The sequence below is a fragment of the Peribacillus glennii genome (assembly GCF_003429105.1).
Lineage (GTDB): Bacteria > Bacillota > Bacilli > Bacillales > DSM-1321 > Peribacillus > Peribacillus glennii.
Genome location: NZ_QVTD01000009.1, coordinates 1 through 13980, shown reverse-complemented (window position 1 = coordinate 13980; position 13980 = coordinate 1). Strand labels below are relative to the sequence as shown.

Below are 13980 nucleotides of genomic sequence, written 5' to 3'. Positions count from 1 at the left end.
TTGAATTTTCCACAAGGCGTGAAGGATTTTTAGACGATGTTCCATCCCAATCTGCTCTTTCCATTATAACGCAAAAAGGCAGAGGATATAAAACCATCCCCTGCGCTTCATTGTACTAATTCATGACCCTTATTTTAACCTGCTTTCTTCCCCAGCGGTAAGCCTGGGATTTAGAAGGGAAAAACACGTCAATTTTGTGACCTTTGATTGCGCCGCCTGTATCACCCGCAATCGCATAGCCATACCCTTCCACAAACACTCGTGAACCAAGCGGGATTACCCTTGGGTCAACTGCAATGACTTTTGCGCCCGGATTCGACTTTAAGTTGATGCCTGTTGCCGTTATTCCTGAGCACCCGTTACATCCTGCTGTATAAGCAGTCGAGGATACGAATAATTCCCTACCACCTTGGTCTGCAGCAGAAACGTGGGTGACTAAGCTGTTCGTCCCGACAGCAACCACCTTATCCGCCTTGCGTTTGACCATTGTTTCTGAAAGAAGCTGTCGCTTTATTTCCTTGCCGTTTTCTTTGACAACTGAATATTGCCTTGAGACCAGCCCGTTTTTACCGGCACGGATGAGTTTCTCTTTCCCTTTTGCTAAACTGGAATCCTTTTTGGTTTTTACTTTGTAGTTCACTGGTTCTTCCACTACATCGGTGACCTTTTCAACTCGTATGACGTTTATGGCTTTCCCTGCTTTAACGTCTTCACCCAATCCTGGTTCAACGCGGTCTAATTTATTTAGTTTCACACCTTGTTGTCTTAAAAAGTCAGCGACCGTAGTCGAAGTTGACCAGACCTGCCTCTTCGATCCACCTACCACCAGCGATAGCGGAAAAGCTTTCTCGATCGAGATTTTCGTTTTGTCATGAAGCACTGTATCAAGGGAAGGGCTTACCTTATCATGTGCGGTAACTGTTAGCTTCTGTTCCTTCAGAAGTTCCCCGACATTATCAGCTGTAGAAATAACTTTCTTTTCTTTCCCATTTTCCACAATTCCGATTTCACGCGAGGGTTCCCAAACCACTTTAAGATTATCTTTCACCTTGCTGTTACCCGAGGGATACAGATAATCTTCAGATTTGACGCGAATCTTTAAATCTTTAAAAATATCATCGATGGTAGTAGCATGCGTCCTGACTACCTGCTTTTGTCCATCTAATTCAAGCTCTACCGTTTGTTTCGTCCCTTGATAGAACAACAATCCCATTGCTGCCGCAGCTGCTGCTGTGCTGCTTAGGGCAATGGTAAGTCTCTTTTTCCCAAAAGACATGGGATTCAGGTTTTTCAAAGTTATTGACAATGAAAAAACTCCTCCTTCCTCTCGGTGATTATATAGACCTTGCAACTTAGCTGTGAATCAATCCACTTTTCGCCCCCGGAAAGTATCTCTTATTATGCATACAATCTCTCAGATTGAAAAGGGGGACTTCTCGACAACGTTATTCTATTAAACGATGAAGATTTGTAGAACTTTTTAGAAAAAGGATTTCTTCGGACAAGCTTTGCGGCAAACCGACAGCATTTACTGTCAGTTGATGCCGAATAATTTTCTTGCATTCCGGGTTGTTACCTCTCCTACTTCTTCCAAACTTATGTTTTTGATTTCTGCAATTTGTTCTGCGACGAGTTTCACATACGCTGGTTCATTTCTCTTTCCCCTGTGTGGATGAGGGGCAAGATAAGGACAATCCGTTTCGATTAATAGGCGGTCGAGAGGGATCTCTGCCGCAACTTCCTTCGGTTTCTTGGCATTTTTAAAAGTAACCGGTCCCCCAAGAGAAATGTAGAAATTCATTTCCACGCATTTTTTTGCCGTTTCGGCACTCCCGCTAAAGCAATGCATGATCCCTCCGACTTCAGCGGCGTTTTCCTCTTCAAGGATTTCTACTATATCCGCAGTTGCTTCCCGATTATGAATAATGATCGGCAGCTTTACTTTCTTTGCCAGCCGGATTTGCTTTCGGAATACATCCTTCTGTATCTCTTTCGGAGACTTATCCCAATGATAGTCAAGTCCCATTTCGCCGATTGCGACTACCTTCGGATGGCTTGCCAGCTCCTCAATCCAGTTTAAATCTTGCTCCGTCATGTCTATCGCGTCTACCGGATGCCATCCTACGCTAGCGTACATGAAGTCATATTGTTCCACTAGCTCCATGGCCCGGAGAATCGTCAGCCGATCAAAGCCCACCACTACGACATTTGAAACCCCTGCTGACTTTGCCCTTTCAATCACCTCTTCTACATCATCCTCGAATTGTTCCGCGTTTAAATGAACATGTGTATCAAATAACATGGTTTTCGTCCTTTCTAGCAATAATGTATTACAAAATAGAAGTTTTCATGTTTCACAATTATGTAACAAATATATTACAGAGAATATATCAAGCTGTTCGGGGAAATTTCCCTTTATTCTACAAAGACAAAATAAGTTTGAAAAACAATTTGCCTCGAGCTCCCTCATTATCTTGCTTAATTTTCCTAAAAAAAACTCTTCACACCGAACCTAAAAAAGAACTTCCTTAACACAATTTTCGAATAGAAACATGTTCCATGTGAAACATATTTATCACAATGAGGGGTTAATTGTAGAATATGAAGCAGATGAAAAAGAGGGCTATACAACCAGCATTAGCCCCCTTCCTCACATATTCTTTATTTCACCTTTGAACCATTTGGCAATGATGAATCAACAGTAGCGACCGCCAATTTGCCGTCAGAGCTTCCGGCAAGGATCATCCCCTGGGATAATTCTCCGCGGAGCTTGACTGGTTTTAAATTCGTTACACAAATGACTTTTTTGCCCACGAGCTCTTCTGGTTTATAATATTGCGCAATTCCGGAAACCACTTGCCTTCTTTCATAGCCAAGGTCAAGCTGCAGCTTTAGAAGTTTATCTGCTTTTTTGACCGGTTCCACTTCAAGAACTTGAGCCACACGCAATTCCACTTTCATAAAGTCATCGATGGTGATTTCGTCTACTTCCGGGGTTTCATCCTGTCTTGCTTCTTCCATCGTATGTTCCTGGTTTGGTGAACCACCTTGCATTTGTCCTTTAATATATTGAATTTCTTCTTCCATTTCTAATCTTGGGAAAATCGGGTTCCCTTTTACGACCTTTGTGCCGGAAGGAATGTGCCCGAATTGCTCAAGGCTGTCCCAAGCTTTCAAAGTATCATCCGTGATGTTTAACTGCTCAAAAATCTTTCCAGGTGTTTTTGTCAGGAAAGGCTGCAGCAATATCGCGATTCTTCTTAATGACTCTGCCAGATGAACCATGCTGCTTGCAAGCTCATCGCGCTTCGCTTCATCTTTCGCTAGTGCCCATGGCTGGGTTTCATCAATAAATTTATTGGTCCTGCTCACCAGCTGCCAAACGCTCGTCAATGCAATCGAGAACTCCATCTTTTCCATAGCTTCTTCATACTTGGCCACAGTTGTTTGATTCACTTCCTGAAGCGATTTCTCATATTCGCGTTCGGAACCATTATAGTCTGGGATCACCCCGTCAAAATATTTATCAATCATCGCTACTGTACGATTCAGCAGATTTCCAAGATCATTAGCAAGATCGAAGTTTATCCTTTCCACAAAGCCCTCCGGAGTGAAAACGCCATCCGAGCCGAAAGGAACCTCGCGAAGCAGGTAATAACGCAGTTCATCGAGGCCGTAGCGGTCGATAAGCGTAACCGGATCAACTACATTCCCCTTTGACTTTGACATTTTCCCATCCTTCATGAGCAGCCATCCATGGGCAAAAACCTTTTTGGGAAGCGGCAAATCCAATGCCATCAGCATGATTGGCCAGTAAATTGTATGGAAGCGGACAATTTCTTTTCCAACGATATGGACATCTGCAGGCCAGTAATTTAGATACTTGGAATCGTCCTCTTTTCCATACCCTAGTGCGGTAATATAATTAGAAAGTGCATCTATCCATACGTAAATCACATGCTTCGGATCCCCGGGCACTTTGATTCCCCAGTCAAAAGTAGTCCTTGAAACAGCAAGGTCTTCCAGACCTGGCTTAATGAAGTTGTTAATCATTTCATTTTTCCGGGATTCCGGCAGGATGAACTCTGGGTTTTCTTCATAATATTTAAGAAGTCTGTTAGCATATTTGCTCATTCTGAAGAAATAGGATTCTTCCTTCACAAGCTCGACAGGATGACCGCTGTCCGGGCTTTTGCCCCCTACAATCTTTCCGTTTTCCATGATCGGATCTACCAACTGGGTTTCTGTATAATAGGTTTCATCCGGGACGGAATACCATCCTTCATATTGGCCTAAATAGATATCCCCCTGGTCCAGAAGCTTTTGAAATAATTTTTCTACGACATCTTTATGCCGGGCTTCTGTCGTCCTGATAAAGTCATCATAAGATATGTCAAGTTTTTTCCACAGATCCTTGATGCCCGAAACGATACCGTCGACGTATTCTTGAGGGGTAATGCCCTTTTCTTCCGCCTTCCGCTGGATCTTTTGGCCATGCTCGTCCGTTCCTGTCAGGTACATGACATCAAAGCCCCTCATCCGTTTATAACGGGCCATCGCATCACCGGCGACTGTTGTATAAGCATGTCCAATATGTAAATTTCCGCTTGGATAATAAATCGGGGTCGTGAGATAAAATGTCTTTAGTTTATCCTTCATCATATTCCCTCCAGTTTTCTCTTCACCTGAATATCGATAAAATGTGGATCCATAAAAATGAAAAAGCCCCCGCCCACTGGACGAGAGCTAATGTAAAATACTGCAAGTGGAATTTGCAAAAAAATTAGCCGGTTCTATAGGCATGCCGAGTTGATTTCAAGCTATCTACTATGTCATCATAACCTCTTCTACCAACAAAATATACCTAAAAATCAAAAAATGTGCAACAGGAAGGAATATCCCATAAGGAAATAGATAACTGTTCTTTTGCCATTTATCTGTAAACTAATTAATTGAGACTGATTCCCAATTAGTTTATAATAGATGTAACACACAATAAAAAGAGCATATGGTTGCTCTTTTCAATAGACATATATTTTTAGGATATTGTCGACTAATGTCGAAAAAATCAATAGTATCTTTTTACCTTGTCACTTCTTCCCGCCAAAAGTTCTTCAGTAATTTCAGTCCCGCAAAAATGAACAAGTCATCTTCCCCCTTGTTTATAAGGCATTGAGTGATGGTACAAAATGAATTGAAAAATTTAGGTAATAAAATTATTGACGGATTTGGAAATGGCTGGTATTATTTAGCTATAGAGAAATTTGTCGAATAATGACGAAAAAAATAAAGAGACGTGGTACTAGATTTGAATTGAGAGGGGAAACACAAAATGAAATCTACTGGTATTGTCCGTAAAGTCGATGAATTAGGGCGTGTGGTTATTCCGATTGAACTGCGCCGCACATTAGGAATTGCCGAGAAGGATGCCTTGGAAATTTACGTAGATGATGAGCGTATCATCCTGAAGAAATACAAGCCAAACATGACTTGTCAGGTTACAGGCGAAGTTTCTGACGATAATGTCGCTCTGGCCGGCGGGAAACTGGTCCTTAGCCGTGAAGGCGCTGAACAGCTTCTTAAGGAAATTCAGGACAATTTCCTTGCAGCAAAATAATTTTGATAGAAGCCCTAGTTTATAGCTATTGACACATATTTTATGGGCTCGATCATGGTGAAACTACGTTTTTAACATGTTTTTCATCAGCTGAAAGCTTGTGCAAATGCAGAGATAAACCAAAAAACAGATCAACTTATATATGACATAAGGCTTCCGTTTTACGGAAGCCTTTCTTTCGCAGAAAAGGACAGTTGTAAAACTTTCCTTCCTGCAGCAGCGCCTGTGAAATCCACATCCTGTACGACTCAACTACTCCTCTGTCTTCACCTTTAAACAGGCCCAACAACCAGCGAATTTTCTAACAGACCGCTAACTTTCATCATCAACATGATAAGCCTGATAAACGTCCCGCTTTTGCATGCCGCGGTCTTTCGCTACTTGTTTGATTGCATCCTTAGAATTTACACTGTGCTCTTTTATGTAATGGTTGACATGTTCCGTCACTTCCATGCCGTTCCACCACATTTCCTGTTCCTGTTCTTCGGATTGTGACGCCCCTTCTATAATCACGCAGAACTCTCCCCGAATATCCGATTCAGAGGCCCAGGCCAGTATGTCACGCAAATTCCCTCGAATGAACTCTTCAAACTTTTTGGTCAGTTCCCGGCAAAGGACAATCTGCCTGTCCCCCAATATTTCAAGCAAGGTCTTTAATGTATCTTTTAACCTGTGAGGGGATTCATATAATATCCAGGTAGCAGTTACTTTTTTAAGGGTTTCCAACTCGTGCTTCTTTTCCTTTGTACTTCGGGGAAGGAAGCCATAGAAATAAAAGGGCTGGGGAGGAAGACCTGATGAAATCAATGCAGTGAGAGCGGCATTTGCACCAGGCAGCGGGACTACCGCTATTTTTTCCGCCAACGCTTCCTTTACAAGCTCATAACCGGGATCCGAAATGGTCGGCATTCCGGCGTCACTTACAAGTGCGACCGTCTGGCCTGATAGAAGACGTTCAATTATATGCCTTCCGCTTGCTTCCTTATTATGCTCATGATAACTGATCACCTGGGTCTCAATTTCAAAATAGTTGCAAAGCTTCCTTGTATTCCTCGTATCTTCGGCCGCTATAACATCGGCCTCCTTTAGAATCCTTACTGCACGAAAACTAATGTCCTCGAGATTCCCGATGGGCGTCGGTACTAAATATAACAACGGTTTGTTTCCCTCATTCTCAAAACTCTTCTGCTGCCACATGTCATGTACACGCCCCTTTTATATATTTCAATTTCGCTTTTTTTTCCATCTGTTTAAATCTATATTCCGCCTGCATTGCCTCGGTCTTGTTTGAAAAAGTTTCATGATATATGAGTTCAACAGGGCCGCGTCCCCGTGTATATTTAGCTCCTTTTCCTTCATTATGCAGATGGATGCGCTTCTCCAGATTATTGGTATAGCCGGCATATAGGCTGCCATCCTTGCATCTCAATACATAAAAAAAATGTTCACTCTTCCCCATATAGAATCCTTCTGATGTTGGGATTATACTCATGATTATCATTATAAACGACAAGCGGAGGCAACACCTTTAAGTCGGGGCTTCCATCCTTGATGCCCTCTATTAGGATCGTATTGGCTTCCTTGCCCGCTTTCGGATAAACAAATTGCAGCCGCTTCGGTTCCAGCCTGTACTGTCTCATCAAGCTTAAAATATCCATCAACCGGCCCGGCCTATGTACGAAAGCTGCTTTTCCGCCCTGCCGCAGAAGCTGGCTGCTTACACGGACCACATCTTCTATCGTGCACAGAATTTCATGCCTGGCAATTGCGTAATGTTCATTTTGATTGATTTCTTCCTGTGATGGAGTTGGAAAATAAGGAGGATTGCATGTGACAACGTCAAACTTACTATAACCAATTTCCCCAGGTGCTTCCTTGATATCCCCATGAACCATCTTAATTTGCCCATCCAGCTGGTTATATTCAACAGTCCGCTTCGCCATATCAAAAAGCCGCTCCTGGATTTCGATTCCTGTTATCTTCCCTTTTGTCCTTGTACTCAATAATAATGGAATTACCCCGTTGCCGGCGCATAAATCAACGATATTTCCCTTTTGGATTGGAACATGCACAAATTTAGACAGCAGGACCGCATCTAATGAAAATGAAAAAACAGATGGGCTTTGGATGATGCGGAGCTTTTCGGCCAGCAAATAGTCCAGGCGTTCATCTCCTTTTAATTCAGTCACTCTTGACCCTCCTTCTGATCTACGACAAGAAAAAAGGGGTGACTCTGGCAGTAGGCTGCCTGTCCCCTCTGCGGCGAGAGTGCCAGACCCCTTATGAGTCATCCCCTGGAATTATTTTTTATTTAAAAATGATAAACAGAACAGGCAATCTCCGTCTTTTCTTAGACTGCCAAAATGAAGGTTGCAAATATGAAAACCTTCCTGATAAAGACGGGCCAGATTGTCGTAGCCTTCCCCGACATCATGCACCTTCTCGCCTTTGCCAGCCTGCAGGGCTTTTGACTTCCTGGAAGAACTTTTTTCTGAAGAGCCTTTATTCTCTACATGATCCAATCTTCGGCGTAAATGCTCATTTTCAAGCTTTAACGAGTGGTTCTCTTCCAGAATTTCCGCTAAATGCTGTTTCAATTCTCCAAGCTGGGTATAAAGCTGGCCGATTTGGGTTTCCATGCTAGTGACCGAATCAAAAATTTCTTTCTTATCCAACGCTCTCCCACCACCTTATCAATCTGTGGCTTGAATAGAAACGGCTCCCTCTTTTAGAATTTCATCTAAAGTATACTCTAATACTCTTTCTTGTTCGATTAATTCAACCTGAAGTACTCGTTCTAGAATATTAAGCCCAACTACCTTGCCTTTTCCTCCAGGTGTATCAATCATTTCACCCAGGTCAGGAAGCAATTCCTTTGCAGTTTCGTACTCATCATTTTCATATTTCAAGCAGCACATCAAGCGTCCGCATAATCCTGAAATTTTCGTTGGATTTAACGAAAGATTCTGGTCTTTGGCCATTTTAATCGAGACCGGCTCAAAATCGCCCAGAAAAGTCGAGCAGCAAAGCATCCTGCCGCAAGGGCCGATTCCTCCCAGCATTTTCGCTTCATCACGAACACCGATCTGCCGCAATTCAATCCGTGTCCGGAAGATTGCGGCAAGATCCTTGACTAAGTCCCGGAAATCAACACGACCGTCAGCAGTAAAATAAAAAACGACTTTATTTCTATCAAACGTATATTCAACATCAACAAGCTTCATATCCAACTTATGCTCTTCAACTTTTTGGCAGCAAGTGTCATACGCTTCCTGCGCAGCCGATTTGTTTTCTTCCACAATCATCCTGTCCTTTGTATCTGCAATACGAAGGACTTTCTTCAGCGGCAGTACAACATCCTTATCATCTACCTGTTTCCGGGCTGTTACGACCTTGCCGAATTCCACTCCGCGAACCGTTTCGACTATCACGAATTCATCTTTTGGAATCAAAAGCTCTCCCGGGTCAAAGTAGTATATTTTACCCGCTTTTTTAAAGCGGACTCCTACAACATCATACAAATGATGATCCCTCCTGCAAATTCAGCACAAGCTGTTCCATCAACAGCTGTGGATTTGTATTGGACATCAGCTTCCTCTTCGCTTCTAAAATATGGCCCATTTTGTCAGCCAGGCGCTTCTGGGAAATCTGAAGAGCATGCGATTCAAACTCTCCCAGTTTATTTTGAAAAATAACCAGATTCCGCTTGTCCAACTGAATGTATAATAAATCCTTATAGATAAGAAATAATACGTCCAGACCTCTGTCTAGCTGCTCTTTCTCCTTAAAGTGCAAAAACCATTCCTCCTGAAGATAAACAAGAGCCCTCATTGGATTTGATTGTAGCACTTCATATAATTTTAACACTATTTTTTGAGCTTGTGCAAACCATTCCTCGGCACTTATGCGTAATCCCTCTTCCAAGTTTTGGGTAATAAAAGAGACAATTGAAGCGGTTTGGCTATCTATATCATGCTCCATTAACTTTTTTTTCACATTCTGGGGGGATAAAGGCCTTAATTTTATGATTTGGCATCTGGATAATATCGTGGGTAACATGCGCTGAATTTGTTCAGTCATCAGGATGGCGACCGTTTCAGATTGTGGTTCTTCCAAAAATTTAAGCAAGCTGTTTGCCGCCTGAACCGACATTCTATCAGCAGCTACAATGGTATAAATCTTCCTGTTCGCTTCGACACTTTTCTTAGTAAACTCTTCTTGTAGATTTTTAATCTGCTCTTTTTTTATAGAAAGTCCTTCCGGCTCTACCAAATGGACATCCGGGTGATTTCCACTTTTAATCCGCCTGCAATTGCTGCATTGTTCACATGGGAGATATCCTTCCGACGGCTGTTGGCATAACAGGCTTTTCGCAAAAGCGATTCCCATTGCCTTTTTACCAGTCCCTTTTTCCCCTTCCAGAAGATAAGCATGCGCCACCCGGTCCTTTGTAATACTGTTTTTCAGCATCAACATTGCTTCAGGCTGTATTTCTGTTAGTTCCTGCCATGTATTCGACATCACATTCCACTGCCTTATGTGTATAAATTGATTAGAAGCCCTTTTACTTCTCCGATTTTGTCCAATATATCGATTGAGCTTTTTTCATCCTGTAGAATTTGTTCCGTTAGCTCTACCAGTTTTTCGTCGATTGTTTCCACAATTTTTAATGGCCTGCTTTGCCCATAGGCATTCCAGCTTTGTGATTGCTTTAAATCCATCCCAAAATCGACAGCTTCCCGGACAAAACGTTTTACCAATGTTTTATATTTCGCTAAATCCTTAAACGTGCGGGATTTGCTGAGTCTTTCCCCTGCGCCCTGGATGTCGCCCAACAATTTAGTTAAGGTATCAAACTGCATTTTCTGGTCCTGTTTTTGTACAAGCTGCCTGAACTTGCCGCTGTCTGCCTGAACCAGCCTTGCATCCTGCCTTACTTTATCCATCTTCACATGATGGTCTTGATTGATTTTCATTTATGTGCACCATGCTTTCTGATTAAAATTGGACAAAGCTTTCGATCGGCAATACAAAGACTGTAGCTCCGCCCACTTCTATTTCCACCGGGTAAGGGACATAAGAATCGGCATTTCCCCCCATGGGAGATACAGGAGCAACTAGCTGCTGACGGGACTGGCAGTTTTCCTTAATGATCTCAAGGCATTTATCGACACGAATATCCTCGGTCCCTATCATGAAGGTCGTATTGCCTGATTTTAAAAAACCTCCGGTTGTCGCGAGCTTGGTTGCCCTGAAGTTATGGTCTACCAATTGGTTAAGAAGTCGATGGCTATCTTTATCCTGAACTACCGCAATAATCATTTTCATCTCAGGTCACCCTCCGAAACCACATATTTTAAATTAGTGCATAGCGCGTTTTTTTTATAATATACCATTATCAATACCCTTGAAAGAGTCAAAATAGGCATTTATCAGCAAAATAACCTGAAAGTTCCAGGAAACATAAATCATTGGGATCCACCGATTTCACGAGGATTACACGGCACCCAATTTTTCAAGAAGCCTTGTTTCCGTATCCCTGAATACCTTTTCAATCTCCTGGGAGGCATCTATGATATAAAATCTTTCTTTCCATCGATCAATAATTTGTAGATACCCTTCTCTTACTTTTTCATGAAATCGCAAGCCTTCTAAATCGAGCCGGTTTACTTCCCGGTTTTCACCGGCATTGATTCTTTTCAACCCTTCTAAAGGTTCGATATCGAAATAAAAGGTAAGGTCAGGCATTACATCACCAATCGCAAATCGGTTAATGCCATAAACTTCATCGATCCCCAACCCCCTCGCATATCCCTGGTAAGCCAACGAACTATCGATGAACCTGTCACAAAGGACAGTGGTCCCTTCTTCAAGAGCGGGAATTACCTTTTCCACTAAATGCTGCCTTCTTGCTGCCGCATATAGCAATGCTTCCGTCCTGCTATCCATTACCGTGTTTTCTGTATTTAAAATCACTTCCCTAATCTGTTCAGAAATAGGGATTCCGCCTGGTTCCCTGGTCAACAATACTTTATGCCCAAGACCCTCAAGGGACTCTCCCAGCATTTTCATGATTGTCGTTTTTCCTGCCCCGTCAGGCCCTTCCGTTGTAATAAATAATCCGCGACTCATGTTATAAACCTCCACGTTCTCCTGTTTGCGGTTTAAGTATACCATACAGGGAGACATCAGAATGTATTATTCAAACGCCAAGATTTTTCCGGAATCCAAGAGGCTTCCCCCATGAAAACGCGATCCCTTCGCATATAATTCTTCCAGATGCTTCACCTTTTTCTGTGTTATTAACTCTCCAGCCATCAACAAAGGCACTCCCGGTGGATATGGTGTGACCATTTCAGCGGAAATAAGCCCGGAACTTGCTTTGAGAGGCACGGGTTTTTTCCGCTTCTCTTTCATTTCCGAATAACTTAGCTCAAGAATGGAAACTGGGTGGCTTGGGCCATAACCGAAAATTCCCTTTCCATTCTCCGCAGTCGCTTTGGGAAGTATATCCTGCATGGCTTTTCTTATCTTTTCTACTGTCTCAGAAAAAGGGAAATACATTCCGGCTTTTAATAATGGCATTACAAGCAAAACATTTTTTGTGTCGGCAAGCTCTGTAAATATTCCTTTATTCTCAAGGATTTTCTGTAATTCAAAACCGGATACCCCGTGATCGGCCCTGATCGTTACCTTTAACGGATCCAGGCCTCCTGATTGCAGGACCTTTAATCCTGGCAAACCTCTGAGCTGTTCCCGAAAATGTCCGATCTCTTCCATAAGCGAAATTTTATCATCATCTGAAAACGAAGCTAAATAGGCCCTGGCCAGATCCAGCGAAGCCATGATCGGATAGGAGGGGCTGCTTGACTGGAGCATTTGTAAATAAAACCGCACTTTTTCAGAGTCCACTAATTGGCTGTTCACATGCAGATAGGAACCCATAGTCATAGCCGGGAGGGTCTTGTGTGCCGAGTGGACTACAATATCGGCCCCTTCATCCAAAGAAGAATTCAAAAAAGGGCTGCCTAGCTTAAAGTGTGCACCATGTGCCTCATCAACGAGTACAGGAATCCCTTTTTCATGGGCAAGGTTGATGATTGGAGAAATACCTTTTCCCATTCCATAGTAATTAGGGTATGTCAGAATAACTGCACGAGCCTCTGGATACAAGGATAACGCATGCTCGACCGTTGAGCTGTCTGCTCCCCCTGCCACTCCCCACTCCTCCTCAAAGCTGGGAGTAAGGAATACCGGCTTGGCATTAGCAAGCATTAAGCCATGTAAAATTGATTTATGGCAATTCCGCTGTACCAAAACGGTATCCCCTTCCTGACAAACCGCCATTATCATGGCGATATTCCCAACAGTCGTGCCATTCACAAGAAAATAACTTTCACGGGATTGATATAAATCGGCAAGCAGCATCTGTGCTTCTTGGATGGGTCCCTCCGGCGCATGCAAATCATCCAGCCCAGCCAATTCTGTTACGTCCAAAGAAAGAATTGACTTGAACTCCATTCTTCCCTGTCCGGTAAAGACCAGCCCGCCCTTATGTCCCGGCACATGATATGGGAAAGGTTTATTTGATTTATGTTTTAACAATGCATCTAATATGGGTGTTCTAGAATGGTTCATTTTGATTCGCCCTTCAATTAAATAGTACCTCTATACAATTCCTGACCTATATTATATTCCTTGCAAAGCAATTTAAAAAGGAACCATGCTCTCGGTACAACCTCAATGGTTATAACTTTAGAAAGCAATGGTTCCCTTTTTTACAATTTTCACGAATATATCTCAGGATTATTCACTTTTTTCAGCTGTTTTAAATAGTACTTATATTTGGGACTATTCGTATCAGTATGAATGATATCTTTCTCGCATTCCTCACAAATAAATGCTGTATAAAGATGTATTCCGGCCAACTTTATCTCTTCACAGACTATGCACGCTTCCCCTACTGATTTTTTGGCTGCTGTTGAATTCAACATCTCCACCTCCATACCTGCATTCTCTCCAAAAGGTACCTGTTGTATACAATTTTTTGAATAGTTCAAGAGAATGGGCTGACTGCCTATAACAATGTATGTTATTTGTAATCGTTCAGTGTATGTCTGACATGAAGTTTTTTATAGACCGATTCAAAAAAAAGACCAGCCTGAACCGGCTGGTCTTCTGTTTGCTTGGCGACGTCCTACTCTCACAGGGGGAGAACCCCCAACTACCATCGGCGCTGAAGAGCTTAACTTCCGTGTTCGGAATGGGAACGGGTGTGGCCTCTTCGCCATCATCACCAAACTTATAAAGGAACGTTGTTCCTTCAAAACTGGATAACAGGTAAGGCTTTTGCGTGTATTCAA

Annotated in this window: 15 protein-coding genes and 1 rRNA gene; 1 reads left to right on the top strand and 15 read right to left on the bottom strand. The window is 42.6% G+C overall.

Going from position 1 to position 13980, the window contains the following annotated elements:
• Positions 1 to 115 precede the first annotated feature (115 nt).
• The 3 genes from D0466_RS13915 to metG all read right to left on the bottom strand — a co-directional run bounded on the left by D0466_RS13915 (position 116) and on the right by metG (position 4659).
• Positions 116 to 1306: a G5 and 3D domain-containing protein gene (locus tag D0466_RS13915; RefSeq protein ID WP_233522656.1), complete on the bottom strand. Its 1191-nt coding sequence runs from the start codon at positions 1304 to 1306 to the stop codon at positions 116 to 118.
• 228 nt (positions 1307 to 1534) lie between these two features.
• Complete coding sequence (locus tag D0466_RS13910) at positions 1535 to 2302, bottom strand: TatD family hydrolase (RefSeq protein ID WP_117323171.1); 768 nt, start codon at positions 2300 to 2302, stop codon at positions 1535 to 1537.
• Between the two features lie 359 nt (positions 2303 to 2661).
• Positions 2662 to 4659 (bottom strand): methionine--tRNA ligase, encoded by a 1998-nt coding sequence (gene metG / locus D0466_RS13905; RefSeq protein WP_117323170.1) that lies wholly within the window; start codon positions 4657 to 4659, stop codon positions 2662 to 2664.
• Positions 4660 to 5332: 673 nt separating this feature from the next.
• Here metG and D0466_RS13900 point away from each other — a divergent pair.
• A complete protein-coding gene (locus D0466_RS13900; protein ID WP_117323169.1) occupies positions 5333 to 5617 on the top strand; it encodes an AbrB/MazE/SpoVT family DNA-binding domain-containing protein in 285 nt (94 codons plus the stop codon).
• 312 nt (positions 5618 to 5929) lie between these two features.
• On the opposite strand, the gene rsmI is transcribed toward D0466_RS13900, so the two are convergent.
• From rsmI to rrf, 12 genes are all read right to left on the bottom strand, one after another.
• Positions 5930 to 6814 carry a 16S rRNA (cytidine(1402)-2'-O)-methyltransferase gene (rsmI, locus tag D0466_RS13895; RefSeq protein WP_117323168.1) on the bottom strand — a complete coding sequence of 295 codons (885 nt, stop codon included), beginning with the start codon at positions 6812 to 6814 and terminating at the stop codon, positions 5930 to 5932.
• A 1-nt stretch (position 6815) separates the two neighbouring features.
• Positions 6816 to 7076, bottom strand: coding sequence for a GIY-YIG nuclease family protein (locus D0466_RS13890; RefSeq protein WP_117323167.1), 261 nt, complete (start codon positions 7074 to 7076; stop codon positions 6816 to 6818).
• Positions 7063 to 7806: a tRNA1(Val) (adenine(37)-N6)-methyltransferase gene (locus D0466_RS13885; protein ID WP_117323166.1), complete on the bottom strand. Its 744-nt coding sequence runs from the start codon at positions 7804 to 7806 to the stop codon at positions 7063 to 7065. The genes D0466_RS13890 and D0466_RS13885 overlap by 14 nt, the downstream gene beginning before the upstream one ends.
• Positions 7807 to 7917: 111 nt before the next feature.
• Complete coding sequence (gene yabA / locus D0466_RS13880; RefSeq protein ID WP_117323165.1) at positions 7918 to 8292, bottom strand: DNA replication initiation control protein YabA; 375 nt, start codon at positions 8290 to 8292, stop codon at positions 7918 to 7920.
• A gap of 18 nt (positions 8293 to 8310) precedes the next feature.
• Positions 8311 to 9138 carry a PSP1 domain-containing protein gene (locus D0466_RS13875; protein ID WP_117323164.1) on the bottom strand — a complete coding sequence of 276 codons (828 nt, stop codon included), beginning with the start codon at positions 9136 to 9138 and terminating at the stop codon, positions 8311 to 8313.
• Positions 9131 to 10138, bottom strand: a complete 1008-nt coding sequence (gene holB / locus D0466_RS13870) for a DNA polymerase III subunit delta' (RefSeq protein WP_117323163.1) — start codon at positions 10136 to 10138, stop codon at positions 9131 to 9133. The genes D0466_RS13875 and holB overlap by 8 nt, the downstream gene beginning before the upstream one ends.
• Positions 10139 to 10152: 14 nt before the next feature.
• Positions 10153 to 10593, bottom strand: coding sequence for a YaaR family protein (locus D0466_RS13865; protein WP_117323162.1), 441 nt, complete (start codon positions 10591 to 10593; stop codon positions 10153 to 10155).
• A gap of 22 nt (positions 10594 to 10615) precedes the next feature.
• A complete protein-coding gene (locus D0466_RS13860; RefSeq protein WP_117323161.1) occupies positions 10616 to 10945 on the bottom strand; it encodes a cyclic-di-AMP receptor in 330 nt (109 codons plus the stop codon).
• A gap of 168 nt (positions 10946 to 11113) precedes the next feature.
• Positions 11114 to 11749, bottom strand: coding sequence for a dTMP kinase (gene tmk, locus D0466_RS13855; RefSeq protein ID WP_117323160.1), 636 nt, complete (start codon positions 11747 to 11749; stop codon positions 11114 to 11116).
• A 66-nt stretch (positions 11750 to 11815) separates the two neighbouring features.
• On the bottom strand, positions 11816 to 13255 hold the full coding sequence (locus tag D0466_RS13850) for an aminotransferase class I/II-fold pyridoxal phosphate-dependent enzyme (protein WP_117323159.1): 1440 nt from the start codon (positions 13253 to 13255) through the stop codon (positions 11816 to 11818).
• Between the two features lie 149 nt (positions 13256 to 13404).
• On the bottom strand, positions 13405 to 13623 hold the full coding sequence (locus D0466_RS13845) for a sigma factor G inhibitor Gin (RefSeq protein WP_199484560.1): 219 nt from the start codon (positions 13621 to 13623) through the stop codon (positions 13405 to 13407).
• A gap of 178 nt (positions 13624 to 13801) precedes the next feature.
• Positions 13802 to 13918, bottom strand: a 5S ribosomal RNA gene (rrf, locus tag D0466_RS13840).
• Positions 13919 to 13980: the final 62 nt, after the last annotated feature.

What these genes read in the sequence shown, in the direction of transcription:
- D0466_RS13910 (WP_117323171.1), bottom strand. Translation starts at nt 2,302, where the DNA reads ATGTTATTTGATACACATGTTCATTTAAACGCGGAACAATTCGAGGAT.
- metG (WP_117323170.1), bottom strand. Translation starts at nt 4,659, where the DNA reads ATGAAGGATAAACTAAAGACATTTTATCTCACGACCCCGATTTATTAT.
- D0466_RS13900 (WP_117323169.1), top strand. Translation starts at nt 5,333, where the DNA reads ATGAAATCTACTGGTATTGTCCGTAAAGTCGATGAATTAGGGCGTGTG.
- rsmI (WP_117323168.1), bottom strand. Translation starts at nt 6,814, where the DNA reads ATGTGGCAGCAGAAGAGTTTTGAGAATGAGGGAAACAAACCGTTGTTA.
- D0466_RS13890 (WP_117323167.1), bottom strand. Translation starts at nt 7,076, where the DNA reads ATGGGGAAGAGTGAACATTTTTTTTATGTATTGAGATGCAAGGATGGC.
- holB (WP_117323163.1), bottom strand. Translation starts at nt 10,138, where the DNA reads ATGTCGAATACATGGCAGGAACTAACAGAAATACAGCCTGAAGCAATG.
- D0466_RS13865 (WP_117323162.1), bottom strand. Translation starts at nt 10,593, where the DNA reads ATGAAAATCAATCAAGACCATCATGTGAAGATGGATAAAGTAAGGCAG.
- D0466_RS13860 (WP_117323161.1), bottom strand. Translation starts at nt 10,945, where the DNA reads ATGAAAATGATTATTGCGGTAGTTCAGGATAAAGATAGCCATCGACTT.
- tmk (WP_117323160.1), bottom strand. Translation starts at nt 11,749, where the DNA reads ATGAGTCGCGGATTATTTATTACAACGGAAGGGCCTGACGGGGCAGGA.
- D0466_RS13850 (WP_117323159.1), bottom strand. Translation starts at nt 13,255, where the DNA reads ATGAACCATTCTAGAACACCCATATTAGATGCATTGTTAAAACATAAA.
- D0466_RS13845 (WP_199484560.1), bottom strand. Translation starts at nt 13,623, where the DNA reads ATGGAGGTGGAGATGTTGAATTCAACAGCAGCCAAAAAATCAGTAGGG.